20 protein-coding genes are annotated in these 25,608 nt (G+C 73.2%); 8 read left to right on the forward strand and 12 right to left on the reverse strand.

Annotated features, from left to right (window positions below; all coding sequences use genetic code 11):
* Nucleotides 1-13 precede the first annotated feature (13 nt).
* Entirely contained in the window at nucleotides 14-901 is an 888-nt protein-coding gene (locus tag ABT127_RS10440) for a YhjD/YihY/BrkB family envelope integrity protein (RefSeq protein ID WP_351446717.1), read from the forward strand.
* Here ABT127_RS10440 and ABT127_RS10445 read toward each other — a convergent pair.
* A complete protein-coding gene (locus tag ABT127_RS10445; RefSeq protein ID WP_351446720.1) occupies nucleotides 898-2,376 on the reverse strand; it encodes a DUF2252 domain-containing protein in 1,479 nt (492 codons plus the stop codon). The two genes, ABT127_RS10440 and ABT127_RS10445, sit on opposite strands and share 4 nt — an antisense overlap.
* A 137-nt stretch (nucleotides 2,377-2,513) precedes the next feature.
* Between ABT127_RS10445 and ABT127_RS10450 the strand changes: the two genes are divergently transcribed.
* Nucleotides 2,514-3,827: a diacylglycerol/lipid kinase family protein gene (locus ABT127_RS10450; protein ID WP_351446723.1), complete on the forward strand. Its 1,314-nt coding sequence runs from the start codon at nucleotides 2,514-2,516 to the stop codon at nucleotides 3,825-3,827.
* Nucleotides 3,828-3,849: 22 nt separating this feature from the next.
* Here the strand turns inward: ABT127_RS10450 and ABT127_RS10455 are convergent, their stop codons facing one another.
* Nucleotides 3,850-4,314, reverse strand: a complete 465-nt coding sequence (locus tag ABT127_RS10455) for a DUF7144 family membrane protein (protein ID WP_351446725.1) — start codon at nucleotides 4,312-4,314, stop codon at nucleotides 3,850-3,852.
* 162 nt (nucleotides 4,315-4,476) lie between these two features.
* Between ABT127_RS10455 and ABT127_RS10460 the strand changes: the two genes are divergently transcribed.
* Nucleotides 4,477-4,689 (forward strand): DUF8691 family protein, encoded by a 213-nt coding sequence (locus tag ABT127_RS10460; RefSeq protein ID WP_351446728.1) that lies wholly within the window; start codon nucleotides 4,477-4,479, stop codon nucleotides 4,687-4,689.
* A gap of 57 nt (nucleotides 4,690-4,746) precedes the next feature.
* Nucleotides 4,747-5,193, forward strand: a complete 447-nt coding sequence (locus ABT127_RS10465) for a LuxR C-terminal-related transcriptional regulator (RefSeq protein WP_351446730.1) — start codon at nucleotides 4,747-4,749, stop codon at nucleotides 5,191-5,193.
* Here ABT127_RS10465 and ABT127_RS10470 read toward each other — a convergent pair whose 3' ends face one another.
* The 3 genes from ABT127_RS10470 to ABT127_RS10480 all read right to left on the reverse strand — a co-directional run bounded on the left by ABT127_RS10470 (nucleotide 5,194) and on the right by ABT127_RS10480 (nucleotide 8,697).
* Nucleotides 5,194-7,506 (reverse strand): winged helix-turn-helix domain-containing protein, encoded by a 2,313-nt coding sequence (locus ABT127_RS10470; protein ID WP_351446732.1) that lies wholly within the window; start codon nucleotides 7,504-7,506, stop codon nucleotides 5,194-5,196.
* A 151-nt stretch (nucleotides 7,507-7,657) separates the two neighbouring features.
* Nucleotides 7,658-8,143, reverse strand: coding sequence for a DUF1269 domain-containing protein (locus tag ABT127_RS10475; protein WP_351446735.1), 486 nt, complete (start codon nucleotides 8,141-8,143; stop codon nucleotides 7,658-7,660).
* Nucleotides 8,143-8,697, reverse strand: coding sequence for a DUF1269 domain-containing protein (locus ABT127_RS10480; protein WP_351446738.1), 555 nt, complete (start codon nucleotides 8,695-8,697; stop codon nucleotides 8,143-8,145). The genes ABT127_RS10475 and ABT127_RS10480 overlap by 1 nt, the downstream gene beginning before the upstream one ends.
* Nucleotides 8,698-8,830: 133 nt before the next feature.
* Here ABT127_RS10480 and ABT127_RS10485 point away from each other — a divergent pair, with 133 nt between their 5' ends.
* The 3 genes from ABT127_RS10485 to ABT127_RS10495 are packed head-to-tail and all read left to right on the forward strand — an operon-like array spanning nucleotide 8,831 to nucleotide 14,450.
* On the forward strand, nucleotides 8,831-10,255 hold the full coding sequence (locus tag ABT127_RS10485) for a hypothetical protein (RefSeq protein ID WP_351446741.1): 1,425 nt from the start codon (nucleotides 8,831-8,833) through the stop codon (nucleotides 10,253-10,255).
* A 20-nt stretch (nucleotides 10,256-10,275) separates the two neighbouring features.
* Nucleotides 10,276-12,975 carry an MGH1-like glycoside hydrolase domain-containing protein gene (locus ABT127_RS10490; protein WP_351446744.1) on the forward strand — a complete coding sequence of 900 codons (2,700 nt, stop codon included), beginning with the start codon at nucleotides 10,276-10,278 and terminating at the stop codon, nucleotides 12,973-12,975.
* Nucleotides 12,972-14,450: an alpha-amylase family protein gene (locus tag ABT127_RS10495; RefSeq protein WP_351446747.1), complete on the forward strand. Its 1,479-nt coding sequence runs from the start codon at nucleotides 12,972-12,974 to the stop codon at nucleotides 14,448-14,450. Before ABT127_RS10490 ends, ABT127_RS10495 begins: the two co-directional genes overlap by 4 nt.
* Here ABT127_RS10495 and ABT127_RS10500 read toward each other — a convergent pair whose 3' ends face one another.
* The 6 genes from ABT127_RS10500 to ABT127_RS10525 all read right to left on the reverse strand — a co-directional run bounded on the left by ABT127_RS10500 (nucleotide 14,451) and on the right by ABT127_RS10525 (nucleotide 21,410).
* Nucleotides 14,451-16,145 carry a SulP family inorganic anion transporter gene (locus ABT127_RS10500; RefSeq protein WP_351446750.1) on the reverse strand — a complete coding sequence of 565 codons (1,695 nt, stop codon included), beginning with the start codon at nucleotides 16,143-16,145 and terminating at the stop codon, nucleotides 14,451-14,453.
* A gap of 6 nt (nucleotides 16,146-16,151) precedes the next feature.
* The gene (locus ABT127_RS10505) at nucleotides 16,152-18,848 is read right to left on the reverse strand and encodes a cation-translocating P-type ATPase (RefSeq protein WP_351446754.1); all 2,697 of its coding nucleotides are present in this window, start codon (nucleotides 18,846-18,848) and stop codon (nucleotides 16,152-16,154) included.
* Nucleotides 18,845-19,828: a polyphosphate kinase 2 family protein gene (locus ABT127_RS10510; protein ID WP_351446756.1), complete on the reverse strand. Its 984-nt coding sequence runs from the start codon at nucleotides 19,826-19,828 to the stop codon at nucleotides 18,845-18,847. The genes ABT127_RS10505 and ABT127_RS10510 overlap by 4 nt, the downstream gene beginning before the upstream one ends.
* A 48-nt stretch (nucleotides 19,829-19,876) precedes the next feature.
* Nucleotides 19,877-20,296 (reverse strand): DUF7144 family membrane protein, encoded by a 420-nt coding sequence (locus ABT127_RS10515; RefSeq protein ID WP_351446759.1) that lies wholly within the window; start codon nucleotides 20,294-20,296, stop codon nucleotides 19,877-19,879.
* 162 nt (nucleotides 20,297-20,458) lie between these two features.
* On the reverse strand, nucleotides 20,459-20,887 hold the full coding sequence (locus ABT127_RS10520) for an RDD family protein (RefSeq protein WP_351446762.1): 429 nt from the start codon (nucleotides 20,885-20,887) through the stop codon (nucleotides 20,459-20,461).
* Complete coding sequence (locus ABT127_RS10525; RefSeq protein WP_351446765.1) at nucleotides 20,880-21,410, reverse strand: hypothetical protein; 531 nt, start codon at nucleotides 21,408-21,410, stop codon at nucleotides 20,880-20,882. Before ABT127_RS10525 ends, ABT127_RS10520 begins: the two co-directional genes overlap by 8 nt.
* Nucleotides 21,411-21,736: 326 nt before the next feature.
* Between ABT127_RS10525 and ABT127_RS10530 the strand changes: the two genes are divergently transcribed.
* Nucleotides 21,737-22,114: an anti-sigma factor antagonist gene (locus tag ABT127_RS10530; RefSeq protein ID WP_351446768.1), complete on the forward strand. Its 378-nt coding sequence runs from the start codon at nucleotides 21,737-21,739 to the stop codon at nucleotides 22,112-22,114.
* A gap of 657 nt (nucleotides 22,115-22,771) precedes the next feature.
* On the opposite strand, the gene ABT127_RS10535 is transcribed toward ABT127_RS10530, so the two are convergent.
* Nucleotides 22,772-25,534, reverse strand: coding sequence for a helix-turn-helix transcriptional regulator (locus ABT127_RS10535; protein ID WP_351446770.1), 2,763 nt, complete (start codon nucleotides 25,532-25,534; stop codon nucleotides 22,772-22,774).
* Nucleotides 25,535-25,608: the final 74 nt, after the last annotated feature.

Here is a 25,608-nt window from a genome sequence, read left to right on the forward strand (position 1 = left end):
GCTCCGTCAGGGCGTGTCGCCCGAACCGGGTGGCGCGGTGCGGGGCGGCGCGGCCCACGGTGTCCGGCAGCAGCGCCTCCTGCCAGGAGAGGTCACCGTCATGGCGATCGCCGAAGCCGCCCGGTCGCTCACGGCCCGCGTCGGGCGGCAGCTCGTCCGGATCACCGTCCTCGACATGTCGACACGGCTCGCCGCGCAGGCGTTCCTCGCCGCGCTGCCGATGCTGATCGCCGTCGGCTCGCTCTGCCCGGCGCCCGTGCGGCACGAGCTGCGGCGCTCGCTGCACACGCTCATCGGCACGAGCGGGCCCGTGGTGGCGGACGCCGACGTGCTGACCCGCGGCATGGACAGCTCGTTCTACAACTGGGGAGCCGCGGGCCTGCTCGTGGCCCTGCTGTCGGCGACCTCGTTCACCCGGGCCCTGCAGCGGTTGTGCGAACGCGCCTGGGAGCTCCCGCGTTCCGGGGTGCGGTACGTGGCGTGGCGCTGGGCGCTGTGGCTGGTGGTGTGGATCGCGGTGCTGGTGCTGCAGGGTTCGCTGCACCGGGCGTTCGGCGCGGGGCCCGTGCTCGGGGTGGCGCTCCAGGCGGTGGGATCGGTCCTGATGTGGTGGTGGACGCAGCATCTGCTGCTGGCGGGCCGGGTGCCGTGGCTGCCCCTGCTGCCGGGCGCGCTGCTCGCCGGCGGTGGGGCGGTCGCCCTCTGCGCCGCGTCCGGGCTGTGGCTGCCGCGGGCGCTGCGGGTGAGCGAGCAGCGGTACGGGCCGCTCGGTTCGGTGTTCACCCTGCTGTCCTGGCTGATCGTGTTCTTCACCGTGGTGGTGGCCGGTGTGGCGATCGGCCGGGTACTGGCGCAGGAGGAGTGGGTGCGGCGGTGGACGGGCCACCCGGCCGACTCCTAGGACCTGCCCGGCCCGCTCGGCTCGTGCCGGCTGTCCGGTTCCTCTGTCTCGGACCGCACCCGTCCTGCCTTCACCGCGGCCGTGAGCGCCGCGAAGTCGCGCTCGTTCTGGTCCGCGTACGCCTCCGCGAACCGGGCGACGGCCCGGTCGAAGGTGTCGGAGCGGCCGAGGTAGGCGGCGATCGCGACGCGGTCGCCCGAGCGTGCGTGGGCACGGGCCAGCGTGGTGCCGCAGGTGCGGCCGAACAGGCGCATGACGTCCGGACTCATCAGGTCGGCCTGCGGAATCGCCTTCCAGTCCCGCAACTGGCGGATGTAGAAGTCGCGTTGCCGCCCGTCGATGCCTTCGGCCCGCTCCCAGCCGAGGAACATGTCACCGGCGGCCTGCATGAGCCGCTGGCCCGCGACGACGCGTTCGCCCTGGTTCACGAGGTCCGACGCCCCGGCGAACGGGGCGAGGACCGAGGACTGCGCCTCCTTCGCCTGGAGCAGCAGCGGATCGCGGGCGTCCCGGCCGAGCAGCAGGATCACCCAGCAGCGGGTGCCGACGCTGCCCACGCCGACGACCTTGCGCGCCATGTCGACGACCCGGTACTGGGCGAGCAGCGCCCGCCGGTCGGCGGGCAGCGACCGGGCGTAGCGCGCGACCAGTTCCCGCAGCTGGTCCTCCAGGTGCTTGCGCTCCACGCCCGGCAGCAGCGTGTCGAGCGGGGTGATCAGCGGCGGGTCGGGGACGATGCGCAGCTCGCCGTCGACCACCCCGGCCAGTTTGTCCAGCGCCTGGAGGTGGTCACGGGTACGGGCCTTGGCGAGCGCGGCGGACATCCGGCGCCGGGCGGCCCGGTCGACACGCGCGGAGAGCCGCGCGTACAGCTCGTCGGCGTCGATCCGCGCGTACCAGACGTCGAGCGTGCGCATGGCGGCGAACTCCGCCATCGCCCCGCGGTACGCGCCCACGGCCGTCCGCACCACACGGCGGCGCTGCGCCGTGTCGAAGCCGTTGCCGCGCCCGGCGATGACCAGGCTGGCGGCGAGACGCTTGACGTCCCACTCCCAGGGGCCCGGCAGCGTCTCGTCGAAGTCGTTGATGTCGAACATCAGGCGCCGCTCCGGCGAGGCCAGCAGCCGGAAGTTCAGCAGGTGCGCGTCACCGCAGAGCTGGGCCCGCAGACCGGTGACGGGAGTGGCCGCGAGGTCGGTCGCCATGAGGGCGGCGGCGCCGCGGTAGAAGCGGAACGGGGACTGCGTCATGCGTCCGTAGCGCAGCGGCACCAGCTCGGCGAGCCGGGTGGCCGACTGCCGCTCCAGGACGTCGACGGGGTCCGGGCGGTCGGCCGGCGGCGCGAACTCGCCGTGGACCGAGCGCGGAACCCGGGAGCGGGCGCTCCTGCCCCGGTCCGCCCGCTCGGCGGGCGAGGCCGATGCGTGTGTCTCCCGGGTGTCCTGCTGTGTGCTGCGGGTCCTGGTTCCGTCCATGGCGGTGCTCCCCTCACGGCTGGCCCCGACACTGGACCGGGGCGGGGCCCCGGGCGTCACCCCGGCCGTGTGAGGTCCGGCCGAGTCGCCTGCCGGGGGTGAGGAGCGGCGGGCCCGCGGGCCGCAGACTGTCCGGCATGGAACCGCAGATCCCAGGACTTCGGCGGCGGCGCCGGCTGGCCCGCGTCTGTCTGCTCTCCGCCGTGGCGGCGCTCGCGGTGCTCGGCGTGTTCGCCGGGCTGCGCACCCTCGCCCTGCTCGTGGTGGGGCTCGCGGGTGCGGTGCTCACGCTCGCGGCCGTGTGGTGGCTCCTCAGCCGGCGGGGGGTGCTGCGGTATCTCGCCGTGCTGCTCGCGCTCGCCGCCCCGGTCTGGGTGGTCGTGGCGTACGTGCGGGCCGGTCTGCTCTGGGTGGTGCTGGTGTCGGGCGCGCTGTGGCTGGCGGCCACGGGTGCCGGGCGGGCGGCGCTGGCCGGACCGGCGGCTCCGGACACGACGCGGGAGCGGCCCGCGCCGCGGTTCCGGCGTCCCGTGCTCATCATGAATCCCCGCTCCGGGGGCGGAAAGGTCGAGCGGTTCGGCCTGCGCGAGCGGGCGGGCGAACTCGGCGCCGAGGTGGTGCTGCTGGCCACGGACGCCGAGACGGACGTCGCGGCCCTGGCCCGCTCGTGCGCGGCGCGCGGCGCCGATCTGCTCGGCGTCGCCGGCGGTGACGGCACCCAGGCGCTGGTCGCCGAGGTCGCCGCCGACCTCGGACTGCCGTTCCTCGTCGTTCCCGCGGGCACCCGCAACCACTTCGCCCTCGACCTCGGTCTGGACCGCGACGACCCGGCCGGCGCCCTCGACGCGCTGCGCGACGGGGTGGAGATCCGGGTGGACCTGGGCCGGGCGGCGGGGCGGCCGTTCGTCAACAACGTTTCGTTCGGCGCGTACGCGGAGGTGGTGCAGAGTCCGGCGTACCGGGACGGGAAGACCCGTACGACGTGGGAGCTGCTGCCCGACCTGCTGGTCGGACACCGCGGCGCCCGGCTGACGGCACGCGCGGGCGAGCACACCTTCGAGGATCCGCAGGCGTTGCTGGTCAGCAACAACCCTTACGGCGAGCGGGACATCGCGGGGCTCGGTCGGCGCACCCGCATCGACGGCGGCGTCCTCGGCTGTGTCGGCGTCCGCGTGACCAGCGCCGCCCAGGCCGCCGGGCTGCTGCGGGGCGGCCGGGCGACGGGGCTGACCCGGGCGAACGCGACCGCGGTGACCGTCGACGCCGACCAGCCGGAGCTGCCCGTCGGCATCGACGGCGAGGCGGTGCGGCTGCCCGTTCCCGTGCACTGCGAGATCCGGGCGGGCGCGCTCCGCGTGGTGGTGCCCCGGCGGCGGCCCGGCGGCTACCGGGAGCGGCCCGCTCTCGACTGGCGCACGATCGCCGAACTGGGCCTGACCCGCCGGAGTTGACCCCCCTCCGCGCGGCGCACGGCTACAGGGAGGATCCGCGGACCTTGCGCGCTTCGCGGGGCCCGTACGCCACCAGCGCCCAGATCACCAGCACGTCGAGCACGATGATGATCGCCGACCACACCGGGTGGTACGGGGTGAAGAAGAAGTTCTCCAGGGCGCTCAGGGTGGCGATGACGATACCGACCACGCGGGCCCAGGTGCGGCCCTTGAACAGGGCGAAGGCCGCGCAGAGCATCACCGCTCCGGTGATCATCTCGGCCCAGCCCCGGCCGGTGGTGTCGAAGTCGAAGGCGTAGTCGTGCTGCGCCTGGTAGTAGTTGCTGTTCAGGATCTCGGAGAGTCCCGAGATCAGATGGAACCCGCCGGTGATGCCCAGGACGCACGCGGCGAAGAGGACTCCGCCGAGCGCCATCACACTGACGTGGGGTTCCTGCGGGGGTGTGCCGGAGCCCGGGGTGGGATCCGATGAGATGTGCCCGGCCATGTCGCGTCCCCTTGTCGTCACGGAGCTTCACGGAGCTTCACCTCCGGAGCATCCCGCCGCGCGCCCGCGCCACCGTCACCCGCACGAGGTGATGCCGCCGCCCGCGCCGTCGCCACAATGGCCGAGGGCCGATGGCCGAGCCGTCGTACGGGAGGTGTCGGCATGGGCGACTTCGAGATCCGGGTGCGCGGCAGGATCGGTGAGGCCTTCCGTTCGGCGTTCGGTGAGCTGACCGTCGTCCTGCACCCCTCCGAGACGGTCCTGGTGGGCTCCGGGCTCGACCAGGCCGCCCTGTACGGGATCCTCGACCGCATCCAGGCGCTCGGCCTGGAACTGCTGGAGGTGCACAGGTTGCCCGACAAGCCTCTTCCATGACCGCGGCGACGCCCCTCACCGTGGAGGTGGTGCCCTCCACATGGGGAGGTGAGGGGCATGCCCGCAGTCCTGTACGACCGGCAACCGAGATCCGGCTCCGCGCCGGGCCCGACCGTGACGGCCTGCCTGGTGTGGGTCGCCGGCACGCTGGTCAGAGTCGCCGGCGCCGTGGCGGATCCACGCAGCGCCGTGGTCCTCGTCGACGAGGCGGCCGCCGTGCTGGCCGCGGTGCCGCACGAGGAACCCGTACGGCCGCGGACGCCGCCCGTCCAGCCGCTGACCGAATGCCAGTTGGCGGTGCTCGGCCGACTTCAGGAGGAGGTGTCGCTGCGGCAGATCGCCGACCTGCTGTACGTGTCGCACAACACGGTCAAGAGCCATGTACGCGCCGTGTACCGCAAGTTGGGTGCCAGTTCCCGGGCCGAGGCCGTGCGGCGCGGCCGTGAGCTGGGCCTCGTCGGGCCCAGCCCGGCGTCGCAGGAGAGGTTAACGGACGGAGCGTGATCACAGGATCTGGAGTTCGCGTGCCCGCCGTACCGCGGCCGAGCGCCGCGTCACGGCGAGCTTGCGGTAGACGCTCTTGAGGTGCGTCTTGACCGTGTTCACCGAGAGATACAGCTCCGCGGCGATCTCCTCGGTGGTCATCATCTGGGCGAGACGGTCCAGCACATCGCGCTCGCGCGGGCTCAACTGCTCCGCGCGGGCGGGCCGTCCGCCCACACGGTCCGGGAGGGCCGGGCCGAGGGCGCGGCCGCCGCGGGCCGCGCCCAGCACGAAGGCACAGGCCGGGGTCACGGTGCGCAGCACGGTCACCGGCAGCCGGGCGGAGCGCACCAGTTCGTCCAGGACCTCCGGGCCGCAGCCGAGGGGGCCGGCGCGCTCCACCGCCGCGGCGACGCCCGCGGCGAGGGCCCGCAGCTCTGCGAGGAACGCGTCCGGCGACGAGCGCAGCACGCCGTCGGCGCGGGCGAGTTCGTGCCGGGCCCGGCCGGGTTCGCCCCGGGCCAGCTCGACCCAGGCGCGCACCAGATGCAGGGCCGCCTGCGAGCGTTCGGCGGCGCACCAGCTGGGCAGCGGCGGCTGGGTGGCGTGGGCGGCGAGTTCGTCGGCGGCCCGGAACCGGCCGCGTACCGCCTCCAGGAGCGCGAGTTCGACGAGGCAGTCCCGGCGCAGCGCCCCGTTGCCCGCGGCGCCCGCCGCCTTCAGCGCGCCGGTGAGGGAGGCCTCCGCCGCCTTGAGGTGCCCGGCCCTGACCTCGTAGGCCCCGCGCACCGCGAGGGTGAGCGCGGGGATCTCCGGGTGCTGGGCGAGCGCCGTGTGGGGCAGCAGCGGCCCGGCCGCCTCCACCTCCAGGGCGGCGGCGTACGCCTGCTCGGGGTCGTCGGCGCGCAGCCGGTCCATCCGGATCACGGCGTGCGCCAGCCGGCAGCGCACGATCCGGTCGTTCTCCTCCTGGCCGTCGTGCTCCTGGCTGCCGGCCAGCAGCTTCTCCGCCAGTTCCAGGTGCCGGCCGCACGTCTGGTCGTCGCCGCGGACGCGGGCGACGGCCGCGGCGAGCAGCGCCGGTTCCGGTCCGCTGCCGGACCCCGGTTCCTGTGGGCCTGCGCGCGTGAGGCCGTCCGGCAGCGGGGACCTGGACAGGCCGAGGACCTGGCCGATCGCGAGGTGCCGCACGATGAGTTCGGCGGCCAGGTCCCGCTCGTCGGCGGCGAGCAGATGCCCGACGGCTTCGGCGAGGCGGCCGTGCGCGCCGAGCCAGGCCGCCGCGCGGCGGTGCAGCGGGACGACGAGGCCCGGTGTCTCGTGGCGCAGGCACATCCGCAGCACGTCGGCGAACATCTGGTGGCAGCGGTACCAGCCGTGTCCGAGCGGGTGCAGGAAGGAGTTCTCGCGGACGAGATCGGCGAAGTGACCGCCGATGTCGTCACCGCAGAGCGCGGCGGCGAGTTCGGCGTTGACCCGGTCCAGCACGCTGGTGGTGAGCAGGAGCCGGCGCATGGCGGCCGGTTGCAGGTCGAGGACCTCTTCGACGAGGTAGCTGGCGACCGCCTCGTCGTCCCCGGCGAACCGGTCGACGAACCGCTCGGGTTCGCCCTGCCGCTCCAGCTTCTCCATGGACATGGCGGCGAGCCGGATGCCCGCGGCCCAGCCGTCGGTGCGCCGGCGCAGCACGCTCACGGTCTGTTTGGGCACGTCGATGCCGTGCTGGGCGAGCAGGGCCGCGGTCTCCCGGTCGTCGAAGGCGAGGTCTGCGGTGCGCAGTTCGGTGACATCGCTGGCGAGCCGGCCGCGGCGCAGGTGCAGCGGCGGGTCGCGGCGGGCCAGGACGACCAGGCGCAGCAGGCCGGAAGTGTGCCGCAGCAGGCTGCTGACGCCGTCCGCGACCGGCGAGCCGGGTGCGGGCTGGAAGTCGTCGAGGAGCAGCACCACCGGTTCCGTGCGCCGGTTGAGCTCGGCGGCGAGCGCGGCGACGAGCAGCGGTCCCTCGCCGCCGGCGACGGCGTCCGGCACCAGGACGCCCGCGTCGCGCAGGGCCGAGGTGACCCGCGGCCAGAAGACGGCGGGCTGTTCGGCGCGGCCGTCGCAGGTCACCCAGGCCAGCGGGCCCGGGAGGCGCCGGGTGTGCGCCCACTCCAGGGCGAGGGCCGTCTTGCCCGCGCCCACCGGTCCGACGACGACCGTCAGCCTCCCGCGCACCGCGCGGGCGAGCCGGTCCGTCAGGCGGGGGCGCGACACGATCCAGGCGGGCAGCGCGGGCGTCGTGCGGGATGCCTCGTGGTCGGCTCCCTCGTCCTCGGGGCAGAGCCGCTCGGACATCGGCGGCACCTCGCTCTCGGGAAGGCCTGCGGTGCGGCACAGGACAGTGTGGGCCCGCCCGGGCGGAACGGCGGCCCGGCGGACGCCATCTCACCCGGGTGAAGTTCCGGGGTGCGGGGGCGCCCGGCCGGGCCGGCCGACGACGGTGCGATCACGCACCTTGCAGGGCGTTGACCAGCTCCTCCTCCCGGTCCTTGGTGAGGGAGGTGCGGAGCACGCTGGGCTTGAAGGGGCGCAGCGCGTCCCGGACGCGGTCGGGGGTGGAGCGGCGGACGAGGGCGAAGACGGCGGCGTGGCCGGGTTCGAGGGTGGCCGCGATCTCCTTCACGAACGCGTCGTTGATGCCGACGTCGCTGAGCTTGCCGGCGACGGCACCGGTGGCGGCCCCCACCGCGGCGCCGAACACCGGCATCAGGAAGAGCATGCCGAACAGCGTGCCCCACAGGGCGCCGCCGGTTGCGCCGGCCGCCGTGGTGCTGAAGGTCTGCTGGACGTGGATCTTGCCGTCCATGGTGCGCCAGGCGAGGGCGGCGTCCTCCAGGTCGAGCAGTTCCTGGCGGGACAGCTCCTTCGACAGGCGCAGCACCGATTCCGCCTTTTCCTTGTCCGAGAATCCGAGCACGACGAGATCGGCCATCAGGGCCTCCTGGGGTGGTGGTGCCCCGTCCGGTCGCCGCCGCCGTTCGGGGCGACGGGGTCGCCGAGCCGCTGCGCGGCGGCGGTGACCTGGACGGCGACGGGTTCGAGTGCCTCCTCGGTGAGGAAGCCTTCCGCGACGGGTACTCCGCCCGCGTCACGGATCGCTGTGCGCAGGTACTTGGCCCAGACGTGTTCCAGGAGGACGAACGCCGCGGCCGTGCCCGGGTCGAGGGCGTCGGCCATCTCCCTGATCTCGTCCAGGCTCAGGCCGAAGGCGTTGCCCTCGACGAGGCTCGGGTACTCCTTCTGGGCCGCCTTGACCTTCTCACCGGAGATGCCCAGCAGGGCCGCGACGGTCTCCCCCATGCCTTCCGCCTGGAAGTCCATGGTGAACAGGTCGCCACCGGGCTCCTTGCTGACGAAGAGCATGTCGAGGACGCGGATCTGACCGTTCGCCTCAAGGATCGACAGCTCTTCCATGATCCGGCCTTCGAACTTCGCTTCCGGCCCGAACTCGACCGTGAGGAGCTGCACCGGTCCGATCCCGGCCATCGTGTCTCCCTTCCACGTAACGGCCCCCGTCACGACCGCCATCACACCGTCCGCGGGGGCCGTGCCGCGTCACCCGCCGCAGGTGAGGGAGGGGGCCCGGCGGGCGGCGACGGTGGGACGCGGAGGTGACGCCATGTCCCAGGACCAGGGGCCGGGCCCCGTCGAACCGGCCCGGGCGGCCGAGGCCGGCGAGGTGGAGCGGCTGCGCGCCGAGGTCGCCGAGCTCCGTGACCGGGTGGGGACCGAGCGGCGGCGCCGGGCCCGGCTGCTGGTGGCGCGCCGGATGCTGGCGGCGGTGCTGATCGCGCTGGTCGCCGTGGTGGGGGTGACGTCGGTGGTGGGTCTGTGGGGTGCGCGTACGGCGTTGAGCACGGACCGCTGGGTGTCGGCCGTGGGCCCGCTGCCGCAGGACCCGGCGGTGAACAAGGCCGTGTCCACGTACCTCACCGGCCAGATCCTCGACCGGCTCGACGTGCAGCAGCGGCTGTCCGACGCGCTGCCGCCGCGCGCCGCCTTCCTCGCGGGGCCGGCCACGGGGGCCGTTCACGACTCCGTGGGGCGGTCGGTGTCGAAGCTGCTGGCCACGGACCAGTTCCAGGCGCTGTGGGAGGGCGCCAACCGGCTGGCCCACGAGAAGATGGTCGCCGTCGTCGAGAAGCGCGACACGAGCGTGCGGGTGCACGGTGACACGGTCACCCTGAACCTGCTGCCGATGGTCAACAACCTGCTCAATTCCCTGGAGCAGCAGCTCCCTTCGCTGTTCGGCAAGAAGCTGGACCTGCCGACGCTCACCTCCGGTGAACTGCCTCCGGGGCTGCACGACCGTATCGAGAAGGCACTGGGCGTCCAGCTCCCGGCCGACTTCGCGCAGATCCGGATCTACGACCGGCACGCCCTGGGCCGGCTCCAGCAGGCGGTGCTGGTGTCCAAGCGGGCACTGGTGGCGCTGCTGATCGCCGTGCCGGTCCTGCTCGCGCTCGCGCTGTGGGCCGCTCCGGACCGGCGCCGCACCCTGCTCCAGCTCGGCGTGTGGCTGGTGGTCGCGGTGACCGTGCTGCACGCGGTGCTGCGGGCGGTGCGCGGGCAGTTGCTCGGGCAGGTGCCGCAGGGGGTCTACCGCGACGGGCTGCGCGCCGCCCTGTGGACGGTGTTCACGACGCTGCGCGACCGCGGCGACCTGCTGCTGTGGCTGGGGGTCGGGCTCGCGGTGCTCATGTATCTGATCGGTCCGGGGCGGCTGCCGGTGGCGCTGCGCCGCCACGCCGCCCAAGGGGTCCGCGCCGGCGGGCAGTTGGCGGCCCGGACCGGCACACGGATCAGCACGGAGCGGGCGGTGCGGCCCTGGATCGCGCGCCACGCCGACGTCCTGCGGGTGGCCGGCGTGGTCGTCGCCGTCCTGGTCGCACTGCTGCTGTCCACGTGGTCCGCGCTGTTCGTGGTCGGCGTGCTGCTCGCCGCGTACGAGATCGCGGTCACGCTGCTCGCCCGCGGCGGTGGCTCACCCCCGGCAGGTGAGGCGGGCGGCGCGGCCCCCGCGAAGACTGGCGCATCCGGCTGACCGAGGCAGGGAGTACGCGCATGAAGAAGCAGGAACACGGCGCGGGCGTGGGGCCGACGGCCACCGGGAACCAGCGGGCGCGGCTGTGGGGGCCGTACCTGAGCGAGCGGCAGTGGGGCACGGTCCGCGAGGACTACAGCCCCGGCGGTGACGCCTGGTCGTACTTCCCGCACGATCACGCCCGCTCGCGCGCCTACCGCTGGGGCGAGGACGGGCTCGGCGGCATCTGCGACGACAAGCAGCGCCTGTGCCTGGCGATCGCCCTGTGGAACGGCCACGATCCGATCCTGAAGGAGCGCGCCTTCGGCCTCACCAACGGTGAGGGCAACCACGGCGAGGACGTCAAGGAGTACTACTTCTACCTCGACAGCACGCCCAGTCACTCCTATCTGCGCTACCTGTACAAGTACCCGCAGGCCGCCTACCCGTACGAGCAGCTCCTGTCGGTCAACCGCTCCCGCGGGCGGCAGGAGTTCGAGTACGAGCTGATGGACACGGGGATCTTCGACGAGGACCGGTACTTCGACGTGACGGTGGAGTACGCGAAGGCGGACCACGACGACATCCTGATGCGGATCACCGTGGCGAACCGGGGCCCGGACGAGGCGGCGCTGCACGTCCTGCCGACGCTGTGGCTGCGCAACACCTGGTCCTGGAACGACGGGCGCGCGCCGGATCCCGTGCCGCGGCTGCGCGCGGTCGAGGGCCCCCGGTCGGTCTCCACCGTACGCGCCGACCATCCCGGACTCGGCTCCTACGACCTGCGGTGCGCGGGTGCGCCCCGGCTGCTGTTCACGGAGAACGAGACGAACAACGAGCGCCTGTTCCACACGCCGAACGCCTCTCCCTACGTGAAGGACGGCATCGGCCGGTTCCTCGTCGAGGGCGAGGGCACGGCCGTGAATCCGGACCGGGAGGGCACCAAGGCGGCGGCGCACTACACGCTGGTCGTCCCCCCGGGCGGCTCCGAGACGCTGCGGCTGCGCCTGGGACCCGCGGGCGGGCAGTTGTCGCTGGCCCGCGGCTTCGACTCGGTGTTCAAGCAGCGCATCGCCGAGGCGGACGACTTCTACCGGGAGCTGACCCCGGCGCGGGCGAGCGAGGACGAGGCGCGGGTGCTGCGCCAGGCGCTCGCCGGAATGCTCTGGTCGAAGCAGTACTACTCCTTCGACCTGGAGACCTGGCTGGCGGAGCACCATCTGTCGCCGTGGAGCCTGCCGCGGCCCGGGGTGCGCAACCGCGAGTGGTTCCACATGATCAACGACGACATCATCTCGATGCCGGACAAGTGGGAGTACCCGTGGTTCGCCGCCTGGGACCTGGCGTTCCACACGCTGGCGCTCTCCGTCGTCGACGTCGAGTTCGCCAAGCAGCAGCTCGAACTCCTGCTGCGGGACAGCTACTTGCACCCCAACGGGCAGATTCCCGCGTACGAGTGGAACTTTGGCGACGTCAATCCGCCGGTGCACGCCTGGGCCGCGTACTTCGTCCATCTGATGGAGGAGCGCACGACGGGCCGCGCCGACATCGCCTTCCTGGAGCGCACCTTCCAGAAACTGCTCACGAACTTCACCTGGTGGGTCAACCGCAAGGACCCCTCGGGCCGCAACGTCTTCCAGGGCGGCTTTCTCGGCCTGGACAACATCGGTGTGTTCGACCGCAGCGCCCCGCTGCCCACCGGCGGCACGCTGGAGCAGGCCGACGGCACGGCGTGGATGGCGCTGTACTGCCAGTCGATGCTGCAGATCGCCCTCGAACTCGCCCAGCACAACGACGCGTACGACGATCTGGTCCTGAAGTTCGTCGAGCACTATCTGTGGATCGCGGCCTCGATGGACCGGATCGGGGACCTCGGCGACGAGTTGTGGGACGAGGAGGACGGCTTCTTCTACGACGTGCTGCGGCTGCCCGACGGACAGGCGGTCCGGCTGAAGGTGCGCTCGATGGTGGGGCTGCTTCCGCTGTGCGCCTCCACGGTGTTCCGTCCCGAGCAGCTGGCCCATCTGTCGGGTCTGGGCGAGCGGCTCCAGCGGTTCGCCGCCCGGCACCCCTCGCTGTCGGTGACGCTGAGCGCGGCGCAGTCCGGCACGGCGGGCGGGCCGCGGCTGCTGTCGATCCTGGACGAGAAGAAGCTCGTACGGGTCCTGGGGCATCTGCTCTCCGAGGACGAGTTCCTCAGCCCGTACGGGATCCGCGCCCTGTCGCGTCATCACGCCGAGCACCCGTACACGTTCTGGGCGGGCGGCCAGGAGTACCGGGTCGGTTATCTGCCGGCCGAGTCGGACTCCGGCATGTTCGGCGGCAACTCGAACTGGCGCGGCCCGGTGTGGCTGCCGATGAACGCGCTCCTGGTGCGCGCCCTGCTGAACCTCTACGGTTTCTACGGCGACGAGTTCACGGTGGAGTGCCCGACGGGCTCGGGTGTGCACAAGAACCTGTTCGAGGTCGCCGAGGAGATCACGGCGCGGCTGACCCGGATCTTCCTGCGTGACGAGGAGGGGCGGCGGCCCGTCTTCGGGGGCCAGGCGAAGTTCCACGACGATCCGCACTGGCGTGACCTGCTCCTGTTCCACGAGTACTTCCACGGGGACAACGGCGCGGGGATCGGTGCCTCGCACCAGACGGGCTGGACCGGCCTGATCGCCCCGCTGATGAAGATCTTCGGCACGCTCGGTCCCGACGCGTTCCGTGCCGACGCCACGAGGAGGCGCAGCCGATGACCCAGGTGCCCGTGCAGCCCGTCATTCATGAGGTCAACACCCGGGTCTGGTTGCGGGAGTTGGCATCGCGCTCCGGCCGGCCCCCGAGCCTCGCCGAGGTGCCCAAGGACGCGTGGGACGAACTGACCCCGGCCGGGATCGACATGGTGTGGCTGATGGGGGTGTGGGAGCGCAGCCCGCTGGGGCGGTCCATCGCCCTGGAGAACCCGGCGCTGCGGGCCTCCTTCGACGCGGCCGTCCCCGGCGTCGGCGAGGAGGACATCGCCGGGTCGCCGTACTGCATCCGCCGTTACGCGGTGGACGAGGCGCTCGGCGGCGCCGAGGGTCTCGCGGCGGCCCGTACCGCCCTCGCCCGCCGGGGCGTCGGGCTGCTCCTCGACTACGTGCCGAACCATGTGGCACCGGACAGCCCGTGGGTGGCGGAGCATCCCGAGTACTTCGTGCGGGGGGACGCCGAGGACGTGCGCCGGGATCCGGCGGGCTTCCTCGACACCGGACGGTCCGTGCTCGCGCGCGGCCGCGACCCGTTCTTCCCGCCCTGGCCGGACGTGGTCCAGCTCGACGCGTTCGCGCCACAGCTGCGGCGGGCCACGACCGGGACGCTGGCGGAGATCGGGGAGATGTGCGACGGGGTGCGCTGCGACATGGCGATGCTCCTGATGAACGCCGTCTTCGCGCGGACCTGGGGCGAGCGGGTGGGCCCACCGCCCGAGCGGGACTTCTGGGCGGAGGTCGTGGCCGGGGTGCGCGAGCGCCACCCGCGCATGCTGTTCGCCGCCGAGGCGTACTGGGACCTCGAATGGGCCCTTCAGGAGCAGGGGTTCGACTTCTGCTACGACAAGCGCCTCTACGACCGGATCCTGCACGAGAGCGCCGGTTCCGTCCGTGACCACCTGCGAGCCGGGGAGGACTACCAGCGCGGTCTCCTCCGCTTCCTGGAGAACCACGACGAGCCGCGCGCCGCGCACACGATGGCGCCGGACAAGGAACGTGCGGCGGCCGTGCTGATCGCCACGCTGCCCGGCGCGACGCTGTGGCACGAGGGCCAGTTCACCGGACGCCGGATCCATCTGCCGGTGTTCCTCGACCGCCGCGTCGACGAGCCGCCCGACCAGGGCCTGCGCGCCTTCCACGAACGGCTGCTGGCGCGGGTCCACCGCAGCGGCATGCGGACCGGGAACTGGCGGCTCCTGGAGTGCCGGATCTGGCCGGACAACGCGTCGGGCCGCGATCTGATCGCCTCGTGCTGGACCGGCGACGCCGGCCGCTTCCTGACCGTGGTCAACCTCTCGGACCATCGGGCCCAGGCGCGCATACCCCTGCCCTGGCATGAACTGGGCGCGGAGACGTGGGAGTTGACGGAACTGCTCTTCGCGGAGGACCGGTACGGCCGCTCGGGCGCCGAGCTCCTGGAGAGCGGCCTGTACGTGGACCTGCCGCCGTGGGGCACCCATGTGTTCTCGGTGGCGGCCTGATCACTCCTGCCACCGCGCCCCGCTCTGCGCCCGGAAGGCCACCACGGCCTCTTCCAGGGTGGGGAAGAACCGCTCGGGTGCGAAGGTCCGCGCCAGCCCGTACTGCTCGATCTTGCGGCGCACGGGATCCTTCATCTCCGCGAACACCAGCCGGACCCCCTTCTCCTGGAGCGCGGCATCCAGCTCCAGGAGAACGTCGGCGGCGGTGGTGTCCACGTCGGTGACCGGCTCGGTCGCGAGCAGCACCTGGCGGACCCCGGGGGCGTGCCGCACGCTGCGCAGCACCTCGTCGCGGAACGACTTGGCGTTGGCGAAGAACAGCGGGGCGTCGAAGCGCAGGATGACCAGCCCCGGCAGGTGTTCGGCGCGCGGGTGCGAGCGCACGTCGTGATAGCCCGCCAGGCCCGGCACCCTGCCGAGTTCCGTGCTGTACGGCCACCAGGCGCGCCGGAAGACGTTGAGGATCGACAGTCCGACGGCGATCCCGATCCCGGGCAGCACGCCGAGCAGCGCGACGCCCAGGAACGCGGCGATGGACAGCCAGAACTCCGCCTTGCGCTGCCGCCACAGGCGCCGCGTCCCGCGCAGGTCGGCCAGTGACAGGGACGCCGTGATGACGACGGCGGCGAGCGCGGGCTGCGGCAGATCGCGGAAGAGGCCGGGAAACAGGACCAGCATGAGCAGGATGAGCCCGGCGCCCACGACTCCGGTCAGCTGGGTGCGGGCTCCGGCCCGTTCGGCGACCGCGGTGCGTGATCCGCTGGTGCTCAGGGGGAACCCCTGGAAGAGGCCGACGGCGACGTTCGCGGCGCCGATGGCGAGCATCTCGTCGTTGCCGCGCACCTCCTGCCCGGTGCGCGCCGCGAAGGCGCTCGCGTTGGAGATGGTGTCGGCCAGGGAGACCAGGGCGATGCCCAGGGCGCCCGCGAACAGCGGCCCGAGGTCGTCGAGGCCCACGTGCGGGACGGTGAACGGCGGGAGTCCCTCGGGCAGCCGGCCCACGGTGCGCACGCCGTGCTCGTCGAGGTGGAGGACGACGGACGCCGCGATGGCGAGGACGACCATGACGAGCACGGCGGGCACCTTCGGCAGGAGCCGCTGGAGCAGCAGGATCAGGGCGAGGCCGCAGACCCCGACCGCGACCGCGGCCGGCACCGTCTTCCCGGCCGCCAACGCCCGGATGAACGCGTCGATTTCGCCGACGATGCCGTGGGCATCGGTGGAGAAGCCGAAGAGTTTCGGCAGCTGCCCGACGAGGATGGTCAGGGCCAGGCCGTTCATGTAGCCGATCATCGTGGGTTTGGAGACGAGGTCGGCGACGAAGCCGAGGCGGGCCACCGCCGCGAGCACCATGATCGCCCCGACCATGAGGGCGAGCACGGAGGCGAGGGCGACCGCCCGCTCCGGATCGCCGTCGGAGGCCACCAGGGGCAGCACCGTCGCCGCGATCATCGGGCCGAGCGAGGAGTCGGGCCCGAGCACCAGGATGCGGGACGGGCCGAAGACGGCGTAGGCGAGCAGGCAGAGCACGGAGGTGTACAGGCCGGTGATGGCCGGCAGTCCGGCGAGTTCCGCGTACGCCATGCCCTGCGGCACCAGGAGGGTGCTCAGGACGACGCCCGCGACGACGTCCTTGACCAGCCAGCCGCGGCGGTAGTCACGCAGGTTCCGTACGCCGGGCGGCACCCAGCCCATGGGGTCTCAGCCCTGCTGCCGGCGGCGGCGCGCGAGCAGCTTGCCGAGCTCCCACAGGCCGAGCAGGGCGAGGGCGGGCAGCAGCGCCCAGGCGAACTGGCCGATGTGCAGGGGGGTCGTGCCGAGCAGGCGGTTGAGAGCGTCCGTCTGGGTCGCCAGGACCGCGAGCACGAATTCGCCGAGGACCGTCCAGTTGAGCTGCTTGCTGTCGAAGGTCTCGGTCGTCAGGACGGTGCCGGTCTGGTCACGGCATTCGAGCGCGGACACGATCAGGCAGAACGCGAACGCGGTGAAGGCGATCGAGTTGCCGATCCGCAGACTGTCGTAGCGTGCCTCGCCCAGCTTGATCAGGGCGAGCAGCGCGACGGCGACGAAGGTGCCGACGAGGCCCACGGTGAGCATCAGGCCGCCGGTCATCACGGGTTCGCCGCGCGGGCGCGGGCGGCGGGCCATCAGGCCCGGCCTGACCCGGTCGAAGCCCAGGGAGAAGCCGAAGGCGGCGTTGACGAAGAAGTGGATCCAGAGCACCTGGGCGGGGCTGAAGGGTTCGCCGCCCGCGATGTCGAACAGGGTCGCGCCGAGGAAGCTGAGGACGAAGACGACCAGCAGGACGAGGACGAACCGGATGTACTTGGTGAGGTTGTCGTAGATCTTGCGGCCCTGCTCGACGGCGTGGACGATCGTCGCGAAGTTGTCGTCGGACAGGATCATCCGCCCGGCGTTCTTGGCGACCTCGGTGCCCGAGCCCATGGCGATGCCGATGTCGGCGGCCTTGATGGCGGGGGCGTCGTTGACCCCGTCGCCGGTCATGGCGACGACGTCGCCGTGCTTCTTGAGGGTGTCGGCGAGGAGCACCTTGTGCTCGGGGGCGACGCGGCCGACCACGCCGATCCGGTCGATGCGGGCCAGGCGTTCCGCTTCGGGCAGGGCCGCGAAGTCGGTGCCGAGGATCGCCTCGCCGTCGATGCCGACCTGCCGGGCGATGGCGGCGCCGGTGATGATGTCGTCCCCGGTGACCATGCGGACCCGGATGTGGGCGGCCTGCGCGGCGGCCACGGCGGCCTTGGACTCGGCGCGCGGCGGATCGGCCATGCCGACGAGGCTCGTGACGCTCAACTCCGTGACGAGGGCGAGGAGATCGCCGCCCGGTGCGAAGCGGTCGGGGTCGAGGTCCCGCACCGCGGCGGCCATGACGCGCCGGCCCGCCCGCTCCATCCGTTCCACCGCGTCCTGGGCCCGTTCGCGCAGATCGGCGTCGAAGGGGAGGTCCTTGCCCTCGGAGAGGGCCGTGGTGGTGCGCGCCAGAACGGCCGGCGCCGCTCCCTTGACGAAGCAGCGCACGACCGCCCGGCCCCTCCCGTCGCGGGCCTCGTGGAAGGTCGCCATGAGCTTGTGGGCCGGGTCGAAGGGCAGGGTCGCGAGCCGGGGCAGCTCCTGGCGCGTCGCGTCGATGTCGAGGCCCGCCTTGTGGCCGAGGACCAGCAGGGCGCCTTCGGTGGGGTCGCCCACCACCTGCCCGTCGACGAGCGTGGCGTCGTTGGCGAGGAGGTAGGGCAGGATCGCGTCGTCGATGCGCGCGGTGGAGCCCGCGGCGTGGTGGACGCGGCCCTCCAGGGAGTAGCCGGTGCCGGAGACGGTGTACCGGTCGAAGGCGTCCACGACCTCGACGACGGTCATCTGGTTCATCGTCAGGGTGCCGGTCTTGTCGGAGTTCACGGCCGAGGTGAAGCCCAGGGTCTCCACCGACGGCAGGTCCTTGACGATGGCGCCCCGCCGGGCCAGTTCGAGTCCGCCGAGCGAGAGGATCGTCTGGGTGACGGTGGGCAGCGCCTCGGGGATCGCGGCGATCGCGAGCGAGACGGCGGCCACGAAGAGCGCGTCCCACGCCTCGCCGCGGGCGCGCCCCAGGGAGAACATCACGATCATGGTGAGTCCTGCCGCGCCGACGATCCACAGGGTGAGCCGGTTCAGCTCGACCGTCAGCGGGGAGGGTTCGGGCCGGGTCCGCGTCAGCATCCCCGCGATCCGGCCGAGCTGGGTTCCGGTGCCGGTCGCGGTGACGAGCAGGACTCCGCTGCCGTGCGTGACCGGGGTGGTCATGAACGCCATGTCGGTCTGGTCCGCGGGTCCGAGGTCGCTGCCGCGCACCGGTGCCGGGTCCTTCGCCACGGGGACGCTCTCGCCGGTGAGCGCGGACTCGTCGATCTGGAGGGAGCTGGCCGACAGCAGGCGGCCGTCGGCCGGGACCTCGTCGCCCGCGGCGAGCAGCACGACGTCACCGACGACGACCTCCTCGGCCGGGATCCGTGCCTCGTTGCCGTCGCGGCGGACACGGGCGGTGGCCTTGGACATCTCCTTCAGGGCGTTCATGGCGCTCTCCGCCTTGCCCTCCTGGCGCAGCCCGATGACGGCGTTCAGGACGGTCAGGGCGAACAGCACCACGGCCGTCGCCCACTCCTGGACGGCGAGCGACACGACGGCCGAGGCGGTGAGGATCAGCTGCATGTAGGAGGTGTACTGGCCGAGGAAGCGGCTCAGTGCGCCGCGCGTGCGTTCCTCCGGCAGCGCGTTGGGCCCGTCCTCGACGAGCCGGGCGGCGGCCCGTGCGGCGCTCAGGCCGAGGTCCGGGTCGACGCCGAACTGCCCGGCGACCGCCTCGGCCGAGCGCGTGTACCAGACCTCCGGTGCGGTGTGCGCGGTCATCGTTTCCGCCTCCGCTCCCGCCCGTGGCCGGCGGCGTACGGATCCGCCGCCGCACCGGCCGGTGCCTCGCGCTCCAGCTTCTTCTTCTCGCGGGCGAGTTCACCGCGGCTCTTGTCGTCGACCTCCGGGTAGCGCGGATCGATGTCGATGAGGGTGTGCGCGAGGACGGCGGCCGCGCAGATCCGGGCGAACCACTTGCGGTCCGCGGGGATCACGTACCAGGGCGCCCACGCCGTGCTGGTCGCGGAGAGCATCTCGGAGAACGCGCGCTGGTAGGCGTCCCAGCAGGCGCGTTCGCGGACGTCGGCCGCCGAGAACTTCCAGTTGTGGTCGGGCAGGTCGATCCGTTTGAGGAAGCGGACGCGCTGCTCCTCCTTGGACAGGTTCAGGAACATCTTGACGACGCGGACGCCGTTCTCGGTCAGGTACCGCTCCCAGTCGTTGATCTCCCGGTAGCGGCGGTTCCAGAGTTTGCGGCCCGTGGTGGCGCCCGGCAGCCGCTGGCGGCTGAGGAGTTCGGGGTGGACCCGCACCACGAGCACTTCCTCGTAGTGGGACCGGTTGAAGATGCCGATCTCTCCCCGGCTGGGCAGGCTGCGGGCGTAGCGCCACAGGTAGTCGTGGCCGAGTTCGTCGGCGGACGGCACCTTGAAGCCCGCCACGCGGACGCCCTGCGGGTTCACCCCGCTCATGACGTGGCGGATGGTGCCGTCCTTGCCGCCCGCGTCCAGCGCCTGGAGGCACAGCAGCACCCCGGTCGTGCCGTCGGCGGCGAGCCGTCGCTGGTAGTCGGCCAGGAGTTCGACGCCGGTGCGCAGCAGCTCGCGGCCGGCCTTCTTGTTCTTCACGCCCGCCTTGGATGCGGGGTCGAAGTCGTCCGCCAGGTGCACCTTCGCGCCGGGCCGCACCTTCAGCGGAGCGATGAACTCGGCGATCCGCTCGGCTCGTTCGTCCGGCGTCCGTGCAGGTCCTTCGCGCATACGTCACCTCGGCCCGTCGGGCCCGACTCGGTTGGTCTCGGGGCGGGTTCAGAAGAGGGTGTCGCGCCGGACCACGCACAGCGCCCAGATGATGAACCCGTCCATCGCGATGAGGGTCAGGGACCAGAGCGGGTGGTAGGGGATCGAGAGGAAGTTGGCGATGATCATCAGTCCGGCGATGATCACGCCGATGACCCGGGCCCACTTCATCGCGACGAAGAGGCCGAGGCTCACGGCCACCGCGATCGCTCCGAGGACCATGTGGGTCCAGCCCCAACCGGTCAGGTCCCACTCGTAGACGTAGTCGGGGGTCGTCAGGAAGACCTTGTCCCTGAGCACGGCCGACAGGCCCCGGCAGAAGTCCAGGGAACCGGAGATGAACAGCATCACGGCGGCGAAGACGGTCAGCCCGCCGGCCGCGGCCATCTTTACATCGGAGCGTGGGTGCGAACCCGTCGAGGTGGCCATGTCACTACCTCCGTGTTCGGTGCCGGTGCTGAGCGCACCGCGGTGCCCCGAGTGTCGCGCCCGGTACCGGGGGTGGGTCGTCACCCTCCGGGGGTGACGACCCGGAGGGTGCCGTCCGGCACACTTTCCGCCGTCCCGCCCGTGATCCGGAGGGGGAACCGGTCAGCGTCCGTCGTAGTGGACGGCGGCCCGGACCACGAGGTCCGGCACCGCGGCCCGGCGCCGGCTGAACGGGATCCACAGCAGCCCCAGCGGGAACGACACGCTGAGCGCGGCCCTGACGAGGGCCCGGAGCAGACCGAGCCGCCGTCCCGCCCGGTCGCCGACGCGCACCCCCATCAGCCGTCCGCCGACGCTCTGCCCGGTCAATGCCCAGGCCCCGCCGAGATAGCACACGGCGAACAGCCACCCGATCGCACCGGCGAGCCGACCGTCCCAGTGGGGCACCCGCAGCGGCGGGCCGACGAGCAGCAACCGCGTGCATCCCGCGCCGAGTTGGACGGCGAGGCCGGTCAGCGCCACCAGCAGCGCGTCGAGCAACCCCGCGACCCCTCTGGTGACGAGCCCCGCCGCCTCGCCCTCCTCACTCATCGCCGCGCCGCAGCATCCGGTCGGCGAACCGGTTCACCCCACGGTCCCCCCGCCGTCCGATCCCCCGCACGGCGGTCCCCGTGTCCGCGGCCATCCCTCCCCCGGTCTCCCGCACGATCCGCCCGAGATCGATCTCGCGCAGCACGTCGCGGGTGAGTCCCACGAGGTCGATGCGGGCGATGATCCGGCCGATGTCGACGCGATCGGCGATGCCGTTCACGTCCACGCGGGCCGCGATGGGGGCGACGCGGACGCGGTCGGCGATCGCGTCCACGCCGACGCGCGCGGCCACGGCATCGACGTCGACCCGGGCGGCGACGGCATTCACGTCCACGCGAGCGGCGACGGCGTCCACGTCGACCCGATCGACGATCGCCTCCACATCCACACGCGCCGCGATGGCATCGACGCCGACCCGTGAGGCGATCGCGTTCACATCGAGGCGTGCCGCGACGGCGTTCACGTCGACGCGGGCCACGATTCGGCCGATGTCCACGCGGGCGATCACGGCGTCCAGGTCCATCCTGTCCAGAACGAGACCGACGGCGGCGCGCACCACCGCGCCCGCGACCGACTCCGCCGTGTTCCGGGCGTGACGCGTCACCCGTGCCAGGAATCGGGTGAGGGCGTCCGCGTGAGCAGGCATCATCCGAAGACCGCAGCAGAGGACCGGACGCGCGGCATCATCCGTCGCGGGTGATTCGGTACCGGAGTGTGTCAATGCCTGCACAGACAGTGGCACTGCGCCGTAACCTGTTCGTCCAGGCCGTCCCTGACCCCGGTGGCCGAATCCCGTCGTCCTGCTTCCCGGGCTTCTGTGGAAGTCCGATCGACCTAGGGGAAGTCGCCATGCTGGAAGGCAGCGCATGGCCCGCCGGGCACATCCGAGTCCGCGAGGTCCACGGAGTCACCGTGGTCGAGCTGCACGGCGAGATCGACATCGCCGCCGCTCTCGACCTCCTGCCGGCCCTCGACGCGGCCACCTACGACGCCAGGAGGACCGTGGTCCTCGACCTCGGTCCCGTGACGTTCTTCGACATCTACGCGCTGCGGCTGCTGTGCCGGGCGCAGGACCGCGTCGTCGCCCGGGGCGGACGGCTGCTCGTCGTCTGTGCCCACCGGACCGTCCTGAAGCTGCTGCGCGCGGGCGGCCTGCTGGACCGGTTCGACCCCCTGCCGACCGTGGCGGACGCCCTGGAGCGGGGCGCGCGGGAGGCCACGGGGTGACGGCGGCTCCGGCGGCAACGCGGTGCCGCCAGCGAGGAGTTCGGGCCGCGCGCCGATGAGGCCGAAGGACTGGCCGCTGCGGTCGGCGAGGGTCCGGGCGAGCCACAGGACGCTGACGCCCGCGGCGCCGAGCTGCCCGGTGTGCCGCAGGTCGACGAGGACGCCGGTGCCGCCGGGACGGATCGCCTCGTGCAGCAGCCGGCCGACCGGCGCTTCGGCGGCCGGCCCGAGCGCGGCCCGCACCTCGATCACCAGGCATCCGCCGACGCGCCGCACCACCACGGGCGCCGGTGTCCGGCGGCGGAGCCGGAGCACGGGGCTCCATGCCATGGCGCCCACCCCCCCTGGGCTCGGCGAACGCACACCGTCGCGCCGTGAGCGGCGGCGCGGGAGGGGCCACACGGCCCTCACCCGCGGGGCCGGTCGGCCCCGCATCCCGGCGCGCGCCGACTACACCGGACGGCGTACACCACTGGTCCTCGATCCCAGGGTTTTCACCGTGGCCGGGGCGCCGCCGGGCAGTCATCGTGGAGGGCACGGAAGTTGACGGGGGCTTTCGTACATGGGGGAACACGGGGGACGGGGGTGTCCGCACCGGGCACCCCCGCTGTTCCGGCCCGGCGGTCGTGGTGGTCCGCCGGGCCTCCTCGTGCCCGCTCAGGTGTCCGCCGACCGGCTGATGAGACGCACGAGTTGGGCCCTGCGGTGCACCCCGTCCAGCTTGCGGTAGATGTTCCCGAGGTGGAACTCCACCGTCTTGACGCTGAGGAAGAGCTGTTCGGCGACCTCGTGGTTGGTGACTCCGCGTCCGACGGCGAGCGCGACCCGCAGTTCCTGCGGGGTGAGGCCGTCGAGCGGGGTGTGTCCCGCGCCGCCGGTGCGGGCACCGTCACCGCCCGCGGCGCGGAGTTCGGCGGCGGCACGGTCCGCCCAGCCGCTCGCGCCGAGCCGTTCGAAGAGGCCGAGTCCGAGCCGCAGCCGGCGCCGGGCCTCACCGCGCCTCCCCTGCCTGCGCAGCAGCTCGCCCCGGGCGAACTCGGTACGGGCCCGTTCGAACGGGGCCGTCACGTCGTCGAGGCGGGCCAGCGCACGGTCCATGTGGTGGTCGGCGCGGGCCGGTTCGAGCATGCCCCGTACCCGGGCCGCCGCGGCGGCGGTGACGGGGCGGTGGCCCCGGCCCGCCTCGTGGTCGAGGACGCGCAGGACGTCGTACGCGTCGTCGGGGCGGTGGAGATGGACATAGGCGTCGGCGAGGTCGGCGGCCCAGCACAGATAGAGGCCGTCGCCGCGGCCGTTGGCGACGGAGAACTCCCTGACCTGCTCCAGGTGCCGGGCGGACTCCTCGAAGCGGCCGCGACCGAGTTCGAGCAGGCCGAGTGCCCCCTGGGCGCGGGCCGCGTCCAGAGGGAGCCCGGTGACGGCCGCGAGGGACGTGGCGCGCGCCGCGTGCCGCCGGCAGTCGGCCTCCTTGCCGCGGGCCGCCTCGGTCCTGGCCTGGGCGGCGAGCGCCCGGCAGACCTCCAGCACGCGTCCGGTGTCCTCGCCGAGCCGGACGGACTCGTCGGCGTGCGCGAGCGACGCGTTCCAGCGGCCGCTCCAGAACTCGAGCACGGCGGCCGTGCCGAGGAGATGGGCGAGCAGCCCGACGGTGCTGGAGGCGCGCGCGTCGTGCACGGCGCGGTCGAGCAGGGCGTGGCCCGCGTCCAGCTCCTCGGCCGCGAGATGGCACAGGCCGCCGACCCCGGAGACCGGGTACGGGAACGCCAGGTCCGGTGCGGCAAGGGGCTTTTCGAGGTCGTGGAGGAGCGTGCGGCCCTTCTCCGCGTCGCCGCCGAGGAGTTCGACGAGCGCGTGCAGGAGACGTACGGGCAGCGTGGCGGAAGGGTCGCCGAGCGCGTCGGCGAGCCGCATCGACTCGGCGGAGGCGGCGCGTGCCGCGGTGAGGTCGCCGATGGCGAGTTCGGTGAAGGTGATGCCGCCGAGCATGACGGCGGCGAGCGCGGGATCGACGTGCCGGGCGTCCTCGACGGCGGCGCGCAGCCGGTCGCGGGCGAGCGCCGTGCGGCCGCGCTGGATGTCGACGTAGCAGCGCACTTGGCGGATGTCGAGCCGGGTGCGTTCCCGGGCGGCGTGCCTGAGGGCACGGTCGAGCAGGTCGGCGGCCTCGTCGAGGGACCCGGCGGCCTGGGCGGCGCGGGCGGCGGCGAGCAGCCGCAGTGCCCTGCGCTCGTCCTCGGGGGTGAAGCGGGCGGCGTGGGCGTACAGCCGGGCGGCGAGCGGCAGGGTGAGGCTGCCGGGTCCGCCGGAGGCGGCGCGTTCCAGCGCGGCGGCCACCTCTTCGTCGGGGTCGGCGCCGGACTCGGCCAGGTGCCAGGCGTAGCGTTCGACGGCCGATGGGGCCGTGGCGTCGCGCAGGGCGTGGGCGACGGTGCGGTGGGCCTGCCAGCGGCGTACGGCGCTCGCCCCGTGATAGACGCTGGAGCGCACCAGCGGATGGCGGAAGACGTACGCGCCTTCCTCCACGGTCAGCAGCCCGGCCCGCTCGGCGGGTTCGAGCGCGGCGTAGGTCAACTCGTGGGCGCGCAGGACGCGTTCGGTGCCGGCGAGCGGGCGCGGTCCGAGGACGGCGAGCAGCAGCACGGCGTCCTGGGTGGACGCGGGGAGCCGGGTGACGGCGCTGTGGAAGGTGCGGGTGAGCATCTCGCCGATGGGCAGCGGGGCGCCGGTGTCGGGTCGGTGGCCGCCGCGGGCCAGCAGGGCGGGGAGTTCGACGAGGGCGAGGGGGTTGCCGCGGGCCTCGGTCAGCAGCCGGTTGACGTCGTGCGGCGAGAGCGGTTCGGCGGCGACGAGGCGGCGCGCGGATGCGGCGTCGAGGCCGCTCAGGTCGAGGGTCTCCACCGGGGCCAGCCGGGAGGCGGCCCCGTCGGCGTCGCGGGTGGCGTAGAGGGCGGCGACGCCTTCCCGCTTGAGCCTGCGGGTGGCGAAGGCGAGGGCGTCGAGGGAGTACGGGTCGAGCCACTGCGCGTCGTCGACGACCATCAGGACGGGCCCGGTCTCGCTGACCGCGCCGAGCAGGCTCAGCGTGCCCGCGGCGACGGCGTACCGGTCCTGGTCGACGGCGGGGCCGAGGGCGAGGGCGCCGGTGAGGGCGGCGGCCTGGCGGGCCGGGATCCGGTCGAGCCGGTCGGTGACCGGCCGGAAGAGGTCGGCCAGTCCCACGTACGGCAGTCCGGTCTCGGCCTCGATGCCGTGGGTGCGCAGCTGGATCAGGTCCCCGGCGACCGACGACGCGTACGCGAGGAGGCTCGACTTGCCGATCCCCGCCTCACCGCGCACCACGAGGGCGCCGCTGCGCCCGCCGCGTGCCGCGTCGACCAGGTCGTCGAGCCGCGCGCACTCCGCTGTCCGCCCCAGCAGCATGCGGCCAGGGTAGCCGCGTCGCGTGCGGTGGCGTCCGGTCGGATCGGGCCCGGCCGGGCCCGGTCACGGCGACC

The organism is Streptomyces sp. NPDC001904 (assembly GCF_040297005.1).
GTDB lineage: Bacteria > Actinomycetota > Actinomycetes > Streptomycetales > Streptomycetaceae > Streptomyces.